This window comes from Oceanicaulis alexandrii DSM 11625, from assembly GCF_000420265.1.
GTDB lineage: Bacteria > Pseudomonadota > Alphaproteobacteria > Caulobacterales > Maricaulaceae > Oceanicaulis > Oceanicaulis alexandrii.
On record NZ_ATUP01000001.1, the window covers coordinates 339,807 to 355,511 of the forward strand.

Sequence of the window (15,705 nt, forward strand, 5' to 3'; positions counted from 1 at the left end):
GCAGTTAAAACTCACGCCATAGCGCTATTACATATGCGCGCTCAGGTGATAATCCGTCGTTATAAAAAGAATTAGTGGCGCCTAGCTGTAAAGAAAGCCGGTCTGCAACTGGCGCAGTCACAGATATGTGAAGCCGATGACTTTCATACGGCTGGGCGTAGCGCTCACCCCAAGCCGAGTAAGTCTGCGCCATAACCAGCCAGCGCTCAGATGGACGGAGGCCAAACGTCAGGTCCATGCGGTGCTCGCCGCCTGCATTATCAAAGCGGCTGCGGTGAGCCAGTTGCGCCTCTGCGAACATGCGCGCCCCCAGGCTGCGCCCGAGCAGAAGCCGCGCATCCGCGCCCCAGACCGGAACGGCGTTAAGGGCGTCGTCTGGGTCGCCTGGAAACCGCACGGCGCTGATCTGGCTGCTCAGCACCCAATCCCCATACTCAAGCGCGTTCAGCCGCATGCCGGCCTCGAGCTCGCCCCAGCCCTGACTGACGGTGTTGAAAGATAGGCTGTAGGTGGCGCCCGCCTTGCTGACCTGGCTCACAGAACGACGAAAGCGCGTTTCCCGCGCCACCCGACCCACCAGAGTCAGGCGGTCAGTCAGCCCGTATTCTGTGAAAATCGACGTTTCAATCTTTGAGAACGCCGCATCGGAATTGCTCAAGTCGAAGGCGTGATGACTGGCGGAGGTGATCGTCAGCCCGCTGCCCGCAGGGCGTGTCCAGGCACCCGCTGAAGCGGGCGCGACGGCCAGCCCCCATAAACCGATCGCGCACCCGCACAACCACAGAGCGGCCGCTGGTCTTGATCGCTTCGCCCGGACATCGCCGCCCATCGCCTAGCCCCCTTGAAGGGAGCCAAACTCAGGCGCGGCGACTTGTCCAGAAAATTCCCCTCAAACGGGAAATCTACACATCATATCCCGGGCATTCCCGGTCCACGCGGCCACGAAGGGCGTGCCAGGCGATCTCCAGGAAGAGCTCATTGGTGACCCCTTCCTCGCCTTGCTTGAAGACCCGGGTCTGCATGGCGTCATCCCACTCGATCAGCTCTGCGCCTGCGCCCTGAGCGAGGGTCTGGATCGAACAGGCGCGCTCCAGAAGATACATGCGCAGATAGCAATTGAACGGGTGGTCCCCGACCGTCAGCGTGCCATGATTGCGCAAGATCATCAGGTTGTTGGAGCCCAGATCAGCGACCAGGCGTTCTTTTTCGTCCGCATCCAGCGCAATGCCTTCATAGTCATGATAGGTCACGTCCTTCATGACATTCATCGCCAGTTGCGAGATCGGCAACAGGCCGCGTTTCTGCGCCGCCACGGCGACGCCCTGATCGGTATGAAGGTGCATGGCCACTTTCACATCCGGGCGCGCATGGTGGATTGCGGAATGGATCGTGAAGCCCGCCGGATTGATGCCATAGCGCGATGGCGGCAGCACATTGCCGTCTATATCAACCTTGACCAGGTTGGACGCGGTGACGTCTTCAAACAGAAGACCGAAGGGGTTGATCAGGAAATGCTCGTCCGGGCCTGGCACGCGCATGGAGATATGGGTGAAAAACAAGTCATCCCATTTGTGCATCCGCGCCAGACGGTAGAGCGCCGCGAGATCGCACCGCGCTTTCCACTCGTCTTCGCTGACCTGGTCTTTCACCGAGATTTGGCTGGCGTCGTCCATAAGGCTCTCCTCCCTCTGACAGGCGATTGTGCGCTCACCCGCTCTTTGGCGGTTGTGTGAACACTGTTTACCGCATTTTTCCGGCTCTGCCCATGCCCGGCGGACAAGGTCAGGCGCGACTAAAGGTCTTTCGCAAGGCGCAACCCGGTCATTTGCCACTGGGCGTCAGGCGGGAAGAAATTGCGATAGGTGGTCCGCGCATGGTCGGGCGCCGTCAGGCATGAACCGCCTCGCAAGACGAACTGGCCGCACATGAATTTGCCATTGTACTCGCCGATGGCGCCTGCTGCGGGCGCAAAACCGGGATAGGCGCTATAGGCGGACCGGGTCCATTCCCAGACTTCGCCGAACAGGGCTTGCAAATCTGTGGCGGATGTCTGCGGCTGGGGGTGAAGCAAGCCGTCAGCGCTCGCCCACCGCACTGTCTGAACGGCAAGCCCTTGCGCAGCCTGTTCCCATTCGCGCTCTTCAGGCAGACGGGCGCCGGCCCAGCTGGCGAAAGCGCTCGCCTCGAAATAGTCGAGATGGCTGACGGGCGCGTCAGGGTGCAAGGCCTGCTCGCCGTGCAGGGTGAATTCGGCCCATCGACCGTCCCGACGGCGCCAGTAAAAGGGCTGAGTGCGCCCTTCATCCTGCATCCGCGCCCAGCCCTCCGAGAGCCAGAATTCCGGCCTCCCATAGCCCTCATCCTCTATGAAGGCGAGATACTCGGCATTGCTGACCGGACGGCTCGCCAAGGCGAAGGGATCCAGCCACGCCTTGTGCCGCGGGCCTTCATTGTCAAAAGCGAAGGCCTCGCCTTCATGCCCGAACTCCGCGAGCCCGCCCTCAAAGGTCAGCCAGACCGGGTCCGGGCGCGTGGCGATCAGATCCGGCGCAGTGTCCAGCGTCCGGGCATAGGCGGCCTCGGGAAAGCTGTTGCGTGACAGCACATGCTTGATGTCTGTGAGGAAGAGTTCCTGATGCTGTTCTTCATGCGCGAAGCCGGTCTCAATCACGGTGCGATAGGTTTCAATCGCTTCAGCGCTCGCCTGGTCAAACCAGCCATTCACGGCGCGGTCCACATGGGTGCGATAGGCCAGAACCTCTTCAAGACCTGGCCGGGTCAGAAAGCCCCGCTCCGGGCGCGCATGGCGTTCGCCAATCGCTTCATAATAAGAATTGAACAGATAGTTGAATCGCCGATCAAAAGGCTGATAGCCCGGTAGCGCCTCTGACAGCAGAAACGTCTCCCAGAACCAGGTCACATGAGCGAGGTGCCATTTGCCGGGCGAAACGTCCGGCATGGTCTGGACACACAGATCTTCCGCAGAAAAAGCCGCAGAGAGGGCCTCGGTCTGAGAGCGAACAGCGTTATAGCGGTCTCTCAGAGCACTAAAGGCGACTGCATTCATGTCTTTAGCCATCTTAATCTCCGCCGTTGATAATGATTCACTAACCAAGATTCAGTCAATTTGATGCTTATGATTCGTTCGGTCAGGCCGATTTAGCATGAGGGGCAAATGCTGCGTTCGACCTCAGACCCCGTGATCGCGTCTGCAAACCCGCCTGACAGGGCGGGCCGTAAAGCGCTTGCTTTGACCGATCTTTGCATGCTTCGGCCTTTGCCTGAACCGGTCCTTGAAGAGATCGACCGTCACCTCACGAGCTTTTTACAAGCGGCCGAAGCCCGGGTGCGCGCACAGGCGGCGCTGAAACTCTCTCAGTGCGACTGGGCGCCGCTGGAAACCATCCGCGTTCTGGCGTTTGACGCCTATGCTGTTTCTGCGCCCGTACTGCTGCACTCGGAATGCCTTAAAGAGCAGGACCTTCTGGCGCTGGCGGGATTGGGGGCCGAGCAAAGGAGCGCCCTCGCAAAACGACGTGTGATCAGTGACAAGCTGGCGGAACGTATCAGCCAGTATCGCGAACGCGGCTGTCTGGCTCTGCTTTTCGCAAACCTTGGCGCTCAGCTGACCGCAACCTGCGCGGAACAGACTGCTGACATCATCAAGGCGGACGCCATGTTGCAGAGCGCTTTGTCGAGACGGGGTTCGCTCGAGCTTGATTTCGCGCAAGCGCTCTATGAAGCTGCGGGCGAAGCCGTGAGCGCCCTATTGAAAGAGGTTTGTCCCGAAGCCCTGGACCATCTGGGCGAATACGGCACGGCGGATGATGAGGACAAACTTGACGATCTCGGCGCCAGCCTGACTGACGAACTGCGCAAAATTGACGCGCTGAACGCCGCAGATGTCCTGCGCGCTACACAGAACGGTCGCGCAGATATTTCCGACCACGCCGTTGCGCGCCTGACCGGCCTGGAGCCTGCGGACTGGCGGCAAGCGCTGCGGCGCTCTCCGGTGCGCGTATCAATTCTCGCGGCGCGCGCCATGGCGATGAATATTGATCACGCTCATCTGTTCTTTGAAGCTCTGTGCGAGCAGGGCCGCGCGCACCCTTTACCTCTGGACGCCGCCAAGAGGGCTGTGGGAGAATTGTACCAGCAATACTCCAGAGACGCCGCACGTCAGGCCTTGCACCGGATGAGCGCAGACGGTTCAATCCACTAAGCCCCTCTTTTCCCGAAGCGCCTTTACGGCGAGCTGACAGGAGCCGTTATGCGCCTGGCCTACCACGCCTCTGATCGTGACGACGCCCAAGCGGCCAAGGCCGAACTGATCAACCGCTATGGCGAAAGCGAGCTTCTGGACGCAGACGTTTTGATCGCCCTGGGCGGCGACGGCGTCATGCTGGATGCGCTGCATTCCGTCATGGGACGCAAGATCCCGGTGTTCGGCATGAATTTCGGGTCGGTCGGCTTTCTGATGAACGAGCCATGCGTTGAGGACCTGATCGCACGCCTTGAGCAGGCCGAACGCGCAGAGATTCATCCCCTGCGGGCCATTGTCCGTGACACCCAGGGCCAGACCTTCGAAGCCTTGGCGATCAACGAGGTCTCCTTGTTGCGCGAGACCCGGCAGACCGCCAAGATCCGCGTCAGCATTGACGGCAAAACGCGGCTTGAAGAACTGGCGGCGGACGGCGTTCTGGTGGCCACCCCCGCAGGATCCACGGCGTATAACTTCTCCGCTCACGGTCCGATCCTGCCGCTGGATGCGACCTTGCTGGCGCTGACGCCAATCAGCGCTTTCCGCCCCCGGCGTTGGCGTGGCGCGTTGCTGCGGCAGTCTTCAATGGTTCGCTTTGACGTACTGGAGCCGCGCAAGCGCCCGGTGGCCGTGGTCGCAGACAACAAGGAATTTCGTGACGCCGAGACTGTCACCATCTGCCAGGCGCCCGGACACACCCTGACCATGCTGTTTGACAAGGGTCGGGCGTTGGATGAGCGCATCCTGCTGGAGCAATTCGCCACCTAACCTTTTGGCTTACCCGGCATTAAAGTCTGACTGGTAGCAAAAGGGATACGCTGGCAGGGAGCCCGGTTTGAAACCGAAGGACGCCTATCTCGCACTGGACCGCATGACCGTGGCGATTGTCGATGACAACGCCGCCATGCGCGGGATTCTGCGCACCATTCTGAACGCCATGGGCGCGCCGAGAATTTATGAAGCGGGCGATGTGCGGGCGGCCATGGACATACTGCAGCACGAGCATGTGGATTTGCTGATTTGCGATTGGAAAATGAAACCCGTGGACGGCATCGCACTGGTGCGCTGGGTGCGCGATCCGCGCAAGAGCCCCTGCCCCACGCTGCCGATCATGATGCTCACCTGTTATGCGGAAGCCGAGCGCGTCAAAGTCGCCCGCGACGCCGGTGTCACTGAATTCATGGTGAAACCGTTCAGCCCGGAAAGCATTTACCAACACATTTCGGCGATATTCAGAAAACCGCGGCGGTTTGTCGACTCTGACAGCTTTTTTGGACCCGACAGGCGCCGTAAGATAGACTCGCACATCGATGCTGAACGTCGCGGTGCGTAGGGTCACGACGAAGACATGGGAAGCGGAGCCTTCTAAGCATGGCAAAACCTGATAAGTCGGTTGAGATCATCAATCCGCCGAACATGCTCAAGGCCAAGGTCGGCGGAAAACTTCCTCCTGCAGACCAGGCTGCGATTGAGCGCGCTGAGATGGCTCTGGGACAGATCAAACACCAGTTCCAGGACTGGCTGGCTGAAGAAGTCACCAAGATGGAAGCCCTGATCGAGTCTGTCAGTCAGGATGGCCTGCTGGGTGAAAGCGGTGAAATGCTGTTCACGTCCGCCCATGATTTGCGCGGGCTTGGCTCCACTTACGAGTTTCCGATCATCTCGCGCATTTCAGGATCGCTCGCGAAACTGATCGAGACCAAGGAACGTCGCTCGATCGCGCCGCTGGCCTTGGTTCGCGCGCACGCCAGTTCGATCCGCGCCGCGCTGATCCAGAATATCCGCACGGAAGACGATCCGGTTGGCCGTCAGCTTGCCGAAGAGCTGGAAACCCAGGTCATCGCACTGGTCGGCGCGGACTGATCCCCGCCGACCTCGCGATTTTTCAATTCAACAAGACGTTTTGCCCGCCCGCACCTAGCTGGCGGCGGACAAGCGCATCTGGCCCAGCTCCGCTTCATCAGCGTCGAGACGGTCCAGGATGTAATCCAGTTCAGCCTGCGGCACGCCCTGGAACTGGGTCAGAATGCGTTCGGCCAGAAGACGACGGAAGCGGACAATGTCCGGTGTTCCGTTCGGGCCAATCTCCAGCGAATGCCAGGCTGAAACCGCAGAACGCGCCACTGGCAAAATACGCTCGGGCATGCCGGCGCGTTTAAACAGAGTCTCAAGCCCCAAAGAACCCGCGTCATGGACCAGCAGCCAGGCTTTTTCATGAGTCACACCGGCCATCTCGGCCATGCAATGCTCAAAAAAGCTCATATGGCCGCGGAATAGCGAGCGCAGGATCAAGGACGGCGTCAGGCGTCCGTTCAGTTGCAATTGCTGCACGAAGCGGCGCGGCTCATCAGACAGCCCCGCCTGCTCCACAAGATCGACCGTCGCGCGCTCACGCGCGCCTTCGGCCAGCTCAACAGCCAGCTGGGCGGGAAGCGCATGCCGGTTTACGAGAGTCTGCATGGCGCTGTCAGAAATATGCGCGATCAGCTTCTCAGTGATGGTGATCGGCAGGCTGTCACGCAGGACGAACTGGTCCAGCACATCCGCATCACCGTCAAACCGGTTGAGCGCGGACGCATAGCCGCGATCATCAAACCGGGCGCCGTTATTGGAGGCCAGAATTTTCACCGCTTCGCGGTCACCGACTTCGACGATCTCATGCACGACGATTTCAGAGACTTCAGACCGGGCCGCAACCGCCGCTTGCCGCCGCGAGGGCGACGTCCGCACGATCTCCACCAGATCTTCATCGCTGAGCACGGGCGATCCTGCGATCACCGGCATGGCGATAGAGTCGATGTCCTGAGCCAGTTTGCGCGCCACATCAGGCGGCAGGTGCGAAGAGCGCTGCAAGGTGACCGAAAGCGAACGGCGCACCAGCTCGGCGGCGTCATCAGCGAGAAGCCGGACGACTTCCGAGCCGATCTTTCGTTCGTCATCGCTAAGGTCCACAGACGCGAAGCGGGCGCAGAATTTGCGCGCAGCCAGCGCGCGGCCTTCTGCATCAGTGGCGTCTGACAAGCGCTGAATATCGTCGCGGGTCAGGCGGGCGCGAAGGGTCTGAACAGTCATGGCAATACGAGCCTCATACTTGGTCTGTTCGCGCCTCTAGGGTCTCAACAAGAAGTTAATGACCTGTTGCGCGAATTATCGCCGATTTATCTTTCGGAAGACGAGCGCTCCGGAGCGCGCAGAGATGCGAGCAGTTCAACCACTGCCGGGGTCAACACACCGTCGCCCACACGGGCCGAGCCGTAAGCGCCCTGCGCATAGCGCGCCCAGGACGCCGCCATTGCGGTCACAGGCGATGAGGCATCCGTGACAGAGGCCACTTCACGGGTCAGCGTGACCGCCTCGCCAGTCAGCTTCTCCATCAGCTCACTGGCTTTGAGCGGGCGCCCGTTGTCATAAAAGACTGGCCGGTTGGCCGCGGCGGCGTTGGGAAACAACTGATCCGCGCGCTGGTTGGGATTGGCTTCAACCCCTTCGATCAGCCGCACCGCCCCGCCTGCGCCCAGAAAATGGGCCGCATAAAGCTCACCGCTGGTGGGTTTGCGCCCGATGGCGGTCTCGATCCGGTTCGCATTCTCCGCCGCCAGCTCTCCGGCCATGACGGACGCAGCTTGCGGATCAAGGCGCAGATTAAGCACCGCCTCACGCTGGGCCGGATCAGACACGCGAAAGCGCCCGTCCGTATTCTGCTCGATCGACGCCGCCGCATCCCCAAGGCCATGCTCGGCGCCATAGCGCGACACCATTGCGAACCAGGTCTGTTCGATGAACTGGAACATGCCCGCGGCACTGGAGGTGGTCGCCCGCGCATTGGCGTCAAAGTTGCTCTCGCGCGCCGCGGTGCGCATCAGAAAGTCAAAGTCTGCGCCCGTGCTCTGCGCCGCTCGCGCGATCAGGCTCGAGGGCGACAGCGCATTTGCGCCGGAATTGCTGATTGGATCGGACATGGCTGACACCGCGAATCGTTACTCATCCAGAGTGCCTGCGATGTGGTAAACATTCGTTAAGCCTTCAGCCCCGACCGCCCAGGCGAGAAAAAATCTGCACCATCGCTTCGCGAGGACGCGCCTAACGCCTGCACTACCAGCTCCGCCATGCCGGGCGCCGTCAGAACCCCGTTCCGGTACGCGCCCAGAGCCAGGTAAAGCCCTGGCCTGGCCTCGCCCACGATGGGCATGGCGTCAGACGAGCAGGGTCGCAACCCGGCCCAGCTTTCCACCACCATGTGGCCTTGCAGCGCTGGAATCGCAGCCTGCGCCGCCTTTGTCAGGCGCTCCAGCGTGTCAGGGTCCGTACCGAGCCCCGCCTGACCCGGTTCAGAGCTGGCGCCGGCGATCAGGCGCCCGCCGGATTTGGCGGCCAGATAGATCGACAAACCGCGCACCACACGCTGGGGAACCTGCAGATCCGTGGCGTCAAAGCGGATCATCTGACCTTTCACAGGCTTGATCTGCGCAAAGCTCGGCATATCAGCAAAGCGCTCCGCCCCAGTCGCCAGAACCACGGCGTCTGCAGCAAGGCGCTCACCCTCCTCCAGGACGACGCCGCTGACCCGGCCGGCGGTCATGTCCAGACCCGTCACGCGGCGCCCTTCCGCAATGTCGCCGCCCCTGGCGCGAATGGCGTCTGACAAGACGCTGCCGAGCGCCCGGTTGTCGAGTTGCGCGTCGCTGGGAAAAAGCAGAGCGCCGCGCGCCCGCGCCAGGGCCGGTTCAAGCCCGGTGAGCGCCTCGCCGCTGATCCGGTCCGCCGTCACACCGAAACGCTTGGCCAAAGCCTCGGCTTGATCGAGGCGCGCCTCATCAGCCTGGCTGAACGCCGGCGTCACGGCGCCTTGTGGATCATAGCCCAGCGCGACCGCGCTAGCGGCTTGCAGCCTGGGCGCCCAATCCCGCCAAAGCTGGAGCGACTGGCTGAGAAGCCCGGCGTAAGGATCAGCGAGCGGATGGTCGGAATCCAGCTCGAAACAGGTCTCAAATCCCGCCGCCAGCATGCCTCCAGACGCCCAGAGCGCGCCCTGACCCGCCTTGCCGGCCTCAAGAACCGTGACTCGCACGCCCTTTTCGCAAAGCGCCCAGGCGCTCGCCAGACCCATCGCGCCACCACCGACGATGACAATGCGTTCGGGCAGGTTTTCAGGTAAACTGCGAGCAGGCATGGGGCGGGCGCATCCACGGGGCGAAGTCATTATCGACCTCTGTGATGTAATCTGAGATGAAAGGCATAGCCATGGGACAAGCTGCAACCGTGCTGGGCGCCGCCCTGCTTACAGCCAGTGTGTTGTCCGGAGCGGCGATGGCGCACTCCCCCTCCACCTCTGAAGACCCGGTCGAACGAACCTGCGTGCGCCTGATCAATATCAATGGCTACACCACGCTGGATGATCAGCATCTGTTATTGTCTGGAGGTGCGAGCCGTCATTATCTGGTGACGACGCAGCGATCCTGTTACGGGCTGGAGCATGGCATGCAGGTCGGTCTCAGCTTTCCCGACACCGCCCGCATCTGCAATGCGTCGCTTGAATATCTGGTGGTTCCTGAAGGGGGGCGTTGCCGCATCCAGTCCATCGAAGCGGTGGACGATGTGCAGGCCGCCCGGCGCCTGATCGACGCGCGCGCGGAGCCGTCAGAAGGCGAGAGCCGGTAGAGCGGCGGCCGCTCAGGGGGGGGGCCTCAGTCAGCTGGCCGCTTCCGCAGTCGCGATCACAGCCTCTTCGCTCTCAGCGCCTTCTTCAAGCACGGACAGGCAATCACGCACGAAGCGCTCGCCGTCATGCTCGGTGCCCGTATCCATCCAGGTCCGCCCCAGCGTCAGGGTGTAAAACTCGATGATCGGACTACGCCAGCGATCCACAGTCCGGGCGCGCTCAGGCGCGCCGCGGGCGCCGCGGGCCGCGCTTTCCAGCGCCAGTTCGTAGACATCGCGCAGATAAGACAAGGTCGAAGGCGCATCCGCCAGCAAAGCCAGGCTGCTGGTCGCTGCGGCCTTGACCTGCCGGTCGCCCTCGCGCAAGGCCGCGGCATGCGCGGAATCAGCCCCGGACTGCCCCGGCTCCCGGAGATCGGGCACAAGCTCGATCAACTCGGTCAGCAGGCACAGGCCTTTGCGCAGATCCTGTCGCAGGCGGATGGTCTGGGTCGGTCGGCCATTGAGCTGCATCTGATCGAGATAGATCTGACCCGCCTCCTCCAGCACCCGCTTCAGGGCGCTGCGGTGCGTGGACGCAATGTCGTGACGCGCGCAAATCCGGTCGAGTTCGGAGTCCGAATAAATCGGATCGCTCTCGATAATGACAAACTGTGTCGTCCCGCCTGAACTCAACCGTCCCATATCCGCCTCTTCGAGCTTAGGGATTCGCGTGAAGAAATAATGGTGTCGCAATTCGCCAGAGTCGCAAGACCCCGCGTTAACGATTTGGGCGGAAGCTGTGGAAGACTTCTCTTTTGTTATATTTCACAGAAGCTTGGAAATCATATTTTCCCGCATTTGGAGAAAGTTCTCCGTGTCGCCGCCCATGATGCGCTCTGATGGCGAGCCTTAAGCGGGCGGCGGATGGATGACAGCGGACCGTAGGCCAGCCTATCGTCACGTTTCCAGCGACCAGACAGGCCGGAGTCGCCTCTCATGCCGGAGCCCGCAGCGCCCCACCCCATCGCCCCGGAACAGGCTGAACTCGTCGCCTTTTTGGGCACGCCGGAGGCGCATGGCGGCGCAACGCCCCAGCGCATCGACACGCACTTGTCGCATGTCTTTCTGGGTCCGCAGACCGTCCTGAAGCTCAAACGCGCCCTCACGCTCGACTTTGTGGATTATTCCACGCCTGACCAGCGCCGGACGTATTGCGAGCGGGAGCTGGCCGCCAATACACAATGGGCGCGATCGTTATATCTGGACGCCGCGCCGGTCTGGAAAACACCCGAAGGGTTCCAGATTGGCGGCGACAGGCCCGGCGACGCCCCGGTGGACTGGCTGGTGCGCATGCATCGGTTCGCGGACGAAGACCGGCTCGACAAGCGACTGGCGGCTGGCAGGCTAACCCTGGCGCAGGTCGAGCGCTTCGCCGATGATCTGGCTGCAAATCATGAGCGCGCGCCGATCTCGGACACGTCCAGCCTGTCTCAGAACGTTTCAGGGCTGATTGATCAGGTCGCCGGCGATATGGCGGCGGCTGGCGCAACCCCACTCTTTCGCGAAGCCAGCGAGCGCTGGCATGAACGGGCGAGATCCGCGCTGAGAACACACAGGGGCCTCATTGACGCGCGCGGCCAGACCGGCAAGGTGCGCCAGGTTCACGCCGATCTGCATCTGAAAAATATCTGTGTCTGGCAGGACCGGCTCGTCGGTTATGACGCGCTGGAATTTGACGATGCGCTGAGCACGATCGACGTGCTCTACGACGCCGCCTTCCCGGTCATGGATTTCCTGCACTACAAGGCGGGCTGGGCGGCGAGCGCTTTGCTCACTCGCTATCTCGCCCGGACCCGAGAGTATGACGGCCTGCCCCTGTTTGATCTGTATCTGTCACTGCGCGCCGCCGTGCGCGCCATGGCCAGCGGTCTGGCCGATCAACAGGCCGAGGCCGACGCCTATCTTGATCTGGCGCTTGAGAGTCTCGCCCCCGCGCCCGCACCTCAACTGATCGCTCTGGGCGGCCGTTCAGGGACCGGTAAATCCACCCTCGCCAGCGCCATCGCGCCGACGCTTGGCAAGCGCCCAGGCGCGATCATTTTGCGCAGCGACGTCATCCGCAAGGTGATGGCCGGACAGGCGCCGGAAGACCCCTTGCCGCCCAGCGCCTACACCCCCGAAACCTCGGCCCGCGTCTATGCCGAACTAGTGAGGCAAGCGAAATCCTGCCTCGCTGCAGGCTATGCCTGCATCCTCGATGCGACCTTCCTATCGGAAAAGTCCGAGGCGAACCTGGCGGACATCACCCAGGATTTCGACGGCGAGGTGAAAACGCTCTGGCTGGAGGCGCCGACAGACGTGCTGCGCGCCCGCGTCGCCGCGCGCCGCGGGGATGCGTCCGACGCCGGCGTGGACGTGCTCGAAAAACAATTGCTCGAAGACGAGCCCCAAGGCTGGACCCGCGTCGACGTGTCCGGATCGAGGGATGAGGCGGTCACAGCGCTCAAACAGGCGCTGAGCTAGCAAAGATCAAGGCTCTGCTTCTGGCCATCAAATTTTGGAGAAAATGGTACCGCCTCCCTGGATTGAACAGGGGACCTCTAGATCCACAATCTAGCGCTCTAACCAACTGAGCTAAGGCGGCACGCAATGCGCCCTGCCGGGGCCTGGAAGCCCGGTCGGCAGGGCGCGGAAACTAGCGCCGCGCGCGGCGGCGCGCAAGACCCGTGTCTGCGCTTTGCGCACACCCGTTTCAGTGCTCAGGCATAGCCCTGCTCGGCGATATGACGCTCGAGGTTTTCGATGCGCGTGGCGTCCGAGGGGTGAGTGGACATCAGCTCAATCGGCCGGCGGGCGTTTTGCGCGGCCTTGGCGCGCCAGAACGCCAGCGCTTCTGACGGACGGTAGCCTGATCGCGCCATGTAATCGACGCCCAGAATGTCCGCTTCCAGCTCGTGCTGACGCGAATAGGGCAACAGCACGCCATAGGTCACGCCCGTGCCCAGAATGCCGGCCCAGGTGTCGCTGTTCTCCACATTGGCGGCGCCGAGACCGGCGTTCACCACTGCGAGCCCCAGCCCCGCCGCGGCCTGTTGACGCGCGCGTTGGGCGGCGTGATTGCGGCTGAGATGGGCCACTTCATGGCCCATGACCGTGGCCACCTGGTCGTCATTGCTCATGGTCTCGAGAATGCCGCGATAAAAGGCGACCTTGCCGCCGGGCAGCACCCAGGCGTTTTGCTGGTCTGAGTCAAAGACCACGAATTCCCATTGGTATTGGGTCAGCCCCGACGCCGGCACGATGCGCTGGCCCACGCGGCGGACCTTGTTGTTCAGATTGCGGTCCTGGCTGATGCGTTCTTGCTGGCGCGCCTGTTCCCAAGCGGCCTGCGAGGCCTGCATGATCTGGGCGTCAGACACCAGCGCCGCGCCGAAACCACCATCGGTGGCGCATCCGGCCAGCGGAAACACCGTGCCCGCCGCCAGTCCGACCAGCAATTCACGGCGTCCCATGGTGACGCGCGGCAACGCGTTCAGTTCGTCTTCGGTCATAATGGTCTCCCCCTGTATGATCTTCCGGCCTGTTCGCCATTAAATCGCCGCTTCCAGCCCTTACCTGCTGTGGCCAGACTGAGCGATATGGTGAATCATTGTCGCTCATCGCGGGAAATCCGCAAGCCGGGGACGGGACGCGCCCGCCCCTGAACGCGCTGTTTTTGGAGCTGAGCCCATGCGCCGTCTGATTATCGCCCTGCTCGTTCTGTTCATTCTGGTGATCGGCGTGGCTGTTCTGGCGCCCGCGCTCATCCCCGCAGACCTCATTCGTGAACGCACCCAGACCGCAGCCAGTCAGACCCTGGGGCGCGAGGTGCGGCTGACCGGCGATATCCGCCTGCAAATCCTGCCCCAGCTTCAGGTGCGCGCCCAGAACGCGGAGATCGCCAATGCGCCGGGTTTTGGCGATGCGCCGTTCGCCGAAATGCAGGAAATGCGGGTGTCGGTGGCGCTGATCCCGCTGTTGTCGCGCCAGGTCGAAATCGAGGAGTTTGTGCTGGTCGAGCCGGTGATCCGGCTTCAGTCGAACGCTCGCGGCAATAACTGGACCTTCGGGGACGCCGCTGATCAGACAGCGCAGGCGTCCTCCAGCGACGGCTTCCGGCGCCAGCCGGGCGCCCTGCCCTTTGAAGCGAGCTTTGGCGATGTGCGTATTGAAAACGGCGCCGTCTATTTTGAAGACGGCTCCCAAAGCCGCCAGATCGAAGCGCTGGATCTGAGCGTGGAGCTGCCCTCCGTGGATGATCCTGTGCGCTTGCGCGGTTCGTTTGAAGCGGACGGTCGGCCGATGACGTTCTCCATCGAGCTTGGCTCCTTGCGCGGCTTCTTTGAAGGGCAGGAAACCCCCTTCTCAACCACGCTGAATGGCCCGCTGGCGGATCTGACGCTGGAAGGCCGCTTTCTGGAGAGCACAGAGCTGGCTTTTGACGGGGATGTGGACGTGACTTTGCCCTTGCGGGCCCTGGCGCGCTATCTGGGCGCAGACCTGCCCGATGGCGACATTTTCCGCCAATTCAGCGCCCGCTCGGACCTGTCGGGGGAGCCGGGAATCGTGCGGCTGCGCAATGCCGCCATCCGCTTTGATGATATCGCGGCCAATGGCGACTTGACGCTGAACTCTTCCGGCGCACGGCCGCGCATCACAGGGGATCTGAGCACGGCCATGCTCGACCTCACCCCCTACATCCCTGCCGACAGCGCGCCTCAAGGCAATCGAAACGCCAATGCAGGCGTGTCGCAATGGAGCGATGAACCGATTGATCTGGCGCCCCTGCGCACCATGGATTCAGAGCTGACCATTCGCGCCGATGAGCTGAAAGCGCGCGATATCGAGATCAGCGACGTGACCGCGCTGATCTCGGTGGATCAGGGCCGAATGACCGCGCGTCTGAACCGGTTCCAGCTTTATGGCGGGTCGGGTGAGGCGACCGCGGTGATCAATGCACGCTCGAACACGCCCAGCTATTCCTTCAACGCCCGTCTGGACGGGCTGGAGGCGCAACCCTTCTTGCTGGCTGCGGCGCAGTTTGATCGCCTGATCGGCGATGGCGGCATGACCATGGACCTCACCGCCAGCGGCGCCAGCCCGGCGGCCATCATGAACTCCCTCTCGGGCACGGGACGGTTTGATTTCACCGACGGCGCGCTGCGCGGCGTGAACCTGGCCCAGATGATCCGAACCATTCAGACCGCGCTGCAGAACCGCGCCCTGCCCACGGCCTTCGCCGACACCGAGCAGACCGACTTCTCCAGCCTGGGCGGCAGCTTTACGGTCACCAATGGCGTGGTGCGCAATACCGACACGACCATGCTGAGCCCGCTCCTGCGCGTATTGGGCAATGGAGAAATCGATCTGGGCGGTCAAAACATTGATTACCGCCTCACCGCACGTGCGGTGCAGTCCCTGGCCGGTCAGGGCGGCGAGCTCGACCTTCAGGGGCTGGAAGTGCCGGTGCGTCTGCGGGGCGGTTTTAACTCGGTCTCCGCCGGGATCGACTTTGAAGCCGTGGCGCGCAATCTGCTGCGCCAGCAAGCCGGGCGCCTGATCGGCGGTCAGACCGGCGACAGCGGCGACGGTGAAGAACCCGCATCGCCCGAAGACGTGGTGCGCGGCCTGTTTGGCCAGCTTCTGAACAATGCGCGCAATGATGATGACGACGCCGCAGACGAGCCGACAGACGGAGACGATGAACAAGGTGAGGCGCCGAACTAGGTCTTGATCCTTAGGGCGCGGGCTTATCTACTTGCCCT

The 15,705-nt window shown here is 62.3% G+C and carries 15 protein-coding genes and 1 tRNA gene; 7 read left to right on the plus strand and 9 right to left on the minus strand.

Translation table 11 applies throughout. The annotated features are described in order from the left end of the window. Window positions 1-4: 4 nt before the first annotated feature. From G405_RS16285 to egtB, 3 genes are all read right to left on the minus strand, one after another. Window positions 5-829 carry a hypothetical protein gene (locus G405_RS16285; protein WP_022699763.1) on the minus strand — a complete coding sequence of 275 codons (825 nt, stop codon included), beginning with the start codon at window positions 827-829 and terminating at the stop codon, window positions 5-7. A gap of 73 nt (window positions 830-902) precedes the next feature. Further along, window positions 903-1,673, minus strand: a complete 771-nt coding sequence (locus G405_RS0101705) for a class II aldolase/adducin family protein (protein ID WP_022699764.1) — start codon at window positions 1,671-1,673, stop codon at window positions 903-905. 119 nt (window positions 1,674-1,792) lie between these two features. Continuing rightward, window positions 1,793-3,079, minus strand: a complete 1,287-nt coding sequence (gene egtB, locus G405_RS0101710) for an ergothioneine biosynthesis protein EgtB (protein ID WP_028284466.1) — start codon at window positions 3,077-3,079, stop codon at window positions 1,793-1,795. A 96-nt stretch (window positions 3,080-3,175) separates the two neighbouring features. On the opposite strand from egtB, the gene G405_RS0101715 reads away from it, so the two are divergent. From G405_RS0101715 to G405_RS0101730, 4 genes are all read left to right on the plus strand, one after another. Next, a complete protein-coding gene (locus G405_RS0101715; RefSeq protein ID WP_022699766.1) occupies window positions 3,176-4,222 on the plus strand; it encodes a DUF2336 domain-containing protein in 1,047 nt (348 codons plus the stop codon). Window positions 4,223-4,270: 48 nt separating this feature from the next. Then, window positions 4,271-5,029, plus strand: a complete 759-nt coding sequence (locus G405_RS0101720; protein WP_022699767.1) for an NAD kinase — start codon at window positions 4,271-4,273, stop codon at window positions 5,027-5,029. Window positions 5,030-5,096: 67 nt separating this feature from the next. Then, on the plus strand, window positions 5,097-5,594 hold the full coding sequence (locus G405_RS14700; RefSeq protein WP_022699768.1) for a response regulator: 498 nt from the start codon (window positions 5,097-5,099) through the stop codon (window positions 5,592-5,594). A gap of 38 nt (window positions 5,595-5,632) precedes the next feature. Beyond that, window positions 5,633-6,124 carry a hypothetical protein gene (locus tag G405_RS0101730; RefSeq protein ID WP_022699769.1) on the plus strand — a complete coding sequence of 164 codons (492 nt, stop codon included), beginning with the start codon at window positions 5,633-5,635 and terminating at the stop codon, window positions 6,122-6,124. Window positions 6,125-6,178: 54 nt separating this feature from the next. Here the strand turns inward: G405_RS0101730 and G405_RS0101735 are convergent, their stop codons facing one another. From G405_RS0101735 to G405_RS0101745, 3 genes are all read right to left on the minus strand, one after another. Next, window positions 6,179-7,333: a DUF2336 domain-containing protein gene (locus tag G405_RS0101735; protein WP_022699770.1), complete on the minus strand. Its 1,155-nt coding sequence runs from the start codon at window positions 7,331-7,333 to the stop codon at window positions 6,179-6,181. A gap of 86 nt (window positions 7,334-7,419) precedes the next feature. Continuing rightward, window positions 7,420-8,220, minus strand: a complete 801-nt coding sequence (locus G405_RS0101740) for a hypothetical protein (protein ID WP_233345974.1) — start codon at window positions 8,218-8,220, stop codon at window positions 7,420-7,422. A 56-nt stretch (window positions 8,221-8,276) separates the two neighbouring features. After that, the gene (locus G405_RS0101745; protein WP_022699772.1) at window positions 8,277-9,431 is read right to left on the minus strand and encodes an NAD(P)/FAD-dependent oxidoreductase; all 1,155 of its coding nucleotides are present in this window, start codon (window positions 9,429-9,431) and stop codon (window positions 8,277-8,279) included. 71 nt (window positions 9,432-9,502) lie between these two features. Here G405_RS0101745 and G405_RS0101750 point away from each other — a divergent pair, with 71 nt between their 5' ends. After that, window positions 9,503-9,919 carry a DUF6491 family protein gene (locus G405_RS0101750; RefSeq protein ID WP_022699773.1) on the plus strand — a complete coding sequence of 139 codons (417 nt, stop codon included), beginning with the start codon at window positions 9,503-9,505 and terminating at the stop codon, window positions 9,917-9,919. Between the two features lie 30 nt (window positions 9,920-9,949). Here the strand turns inward: G405_RS0101750 and G405_RS0101755 are convergent, their stop codons facing one another. Beyond that, window positions 9,950-10,603: a hypothetical protein gene (locus G405_RS0101755; RefSeq protein WP_022699774.1), complete on the minus strand. Its 654-nt coding sequence runs from the start codon at window positions 10,601-10,603 to the stop codon at window positions 9,950-9,952. Between the two features lie 294 nt (window positions 10,604-10,897). Between G405_RS0101755 and G405_RS14705 the strand changes: the two genes are divergently transcribed. Further along, on the plus strand, window positions 10,898-12,424 hold the full coding sequence (locus G405_RS14705; protein WP_022699775.1) for a bifunctional aminoglycoside phosphotransferase/ATP-binding protein: 1,527 nt from the start codon (window positions 10,898-10,900) through the stop codon (window positions 12,422-12,424). A gap of 44 nt (window positions 12,425-12,468) precedes the next feature. Here the strand turns inward: G405_RS14705 and G405_RS0101765 are convergent. Both G405_RS0101765 and G405_RS0101770 read right to left on the minus strand, forming a co-directional pair. Continuing rightward, a tRNA-His gene (locus G405_RS0101765) sits at window positions 12,469-12,545 on the minus strand. A 115-nt stretch (window positions 12,546-12,660) separates the two neighbouring features. Continuing rightward, window positions 12,661-13,452, minus strand: a complete 792-nt coding sequence (locus G405_RS0101770) for a M48 family metallopeptidase (protein ID WP_022699776.1) — start codon at window positions 13,450-13,452, stop codon at window positions 12,661-12,663. Window positions 13,453-13,630: 178 nt separating this feature from the next. On the opposite strand from G405_RS0101770, the gene G405_RS0101775 reads away from it, so the two are divergent. After that, entirely contained in the window at window positions 13,631-15,667 is a 2,037-nt protein-coding gene (locus G405_RS0101775) for an AsmA family protein (protein WP_022699777.1), read from the plus strand. The last annotated feature ends 38 nt before the right edge of the window (window positions 15,668-15,705 follow it).

What these genes read in the sequence shown, in the direction of transcription:
- G405_RS16285 (WP_022699763.1), bottom strand. Translation starts at nt 829, where the DNA reads ATGGGCGGCGATGTCCGGGCGAAGCGATCAAGACCAGCGGCCGCTCTG.
- G405_RS0101705 (WP_022699764.1), bottom strand. Translation starts at nt 1,673, where the DNA reads ATGGACGACGCCAGCCAAATCTCGGTGAAAGACCAGGTCAGCGAAGAC.
- egtB (WP_028284466.1), bottom strand. Translation starts at nt 3,079, where the DNA reads ATGGCTAAAGACATGAATGCAGTCGCCTTTAGTGCTCTGAGAGACCGC.
- G405_RS0101715 (WP_022699766.1), top strand. Translation starts at nt 3,176, where the DNA reads ATGCTGCGTTCGACCTCAGACCCCGTGATCGCGTCTGCAAACCCGCCT.
- G405_RS0101720 (WP_022699767.1), top strand. Translation starts at nt 4,271, where the DNA reads ATGCGCCTGGCCTACCACGCCTCTGATCGTGACGACGCCCAAGCGGCC.
- G405_RS0101730 (WP_022699769.1), top strand. Translation starts at nt 5,633, where the DNA reads ATGGCAAAACCTGATAAGTCGGTTGAGATCATCAATCCGCCGAACATG.
- G405_RS0101735 (WP_022699770.1), bottom strand. Translation starts at nt 7,333, where the DNA reads ATGACTGTTCAGACCCTTCGCGCCCGCCTGACCCGCGACGATATTCAG.
- G405_RS0101740 (WP_233345974.1), bottom strand. Translation starts at nt 8,220, where the DNA reads ATGTCCGATCCAATCAGCAATTCCGGCGCAAATGCGCTGTCGCCCTCG.
- G405_RS0101745 (WP_022699772.1), bottom strand. Translation starts at nt 9,431, where the DNA reads ATGCCTGCTCGCAGTTTACCTGAAAACCTGCCCGAACGCATTGTCATC.
- G405_RS0101750 (WP_022699773.1), top strand. Translation starts at nt 9,503, where the DNA reads ATGGGACAAGCTGCAACCGTGCTGGGCGCCGCCCTGCTTACAGCCAGT.
- G405_RS0101755 (WP_022699774.1), bottom strand. Translation starts at nt 10,603, where the DNA reads ATGGGACGGTTGAGTTCAGGCGGGACGACACAGTTTGTCATTATCGAG.
- G405_RS14705 (WP_022699775.1), top strand. Translation starts at nt 10,898, where the DNA reads ATGCCGGAGCCCGCAGCGCCCCACCCCATCGCCCCGGAACAGGCTGAA.
- G405_RS0101770 (WP_022699776.1), bottom strand. Translation starts at nt 13,452, where the DNA reads ATGACCGAAGACGAACTGAACGCGTTGCCGCGCGTCACCATGGGACGC.
- G405_RS0101775 (WP_022699777.1), top strand. Translation starts at nt 13,631, where the DNA reads ATGCGCCGTCTGATTATCGCCCTGCTCGTTCTGTTCATTCTGGTGATC.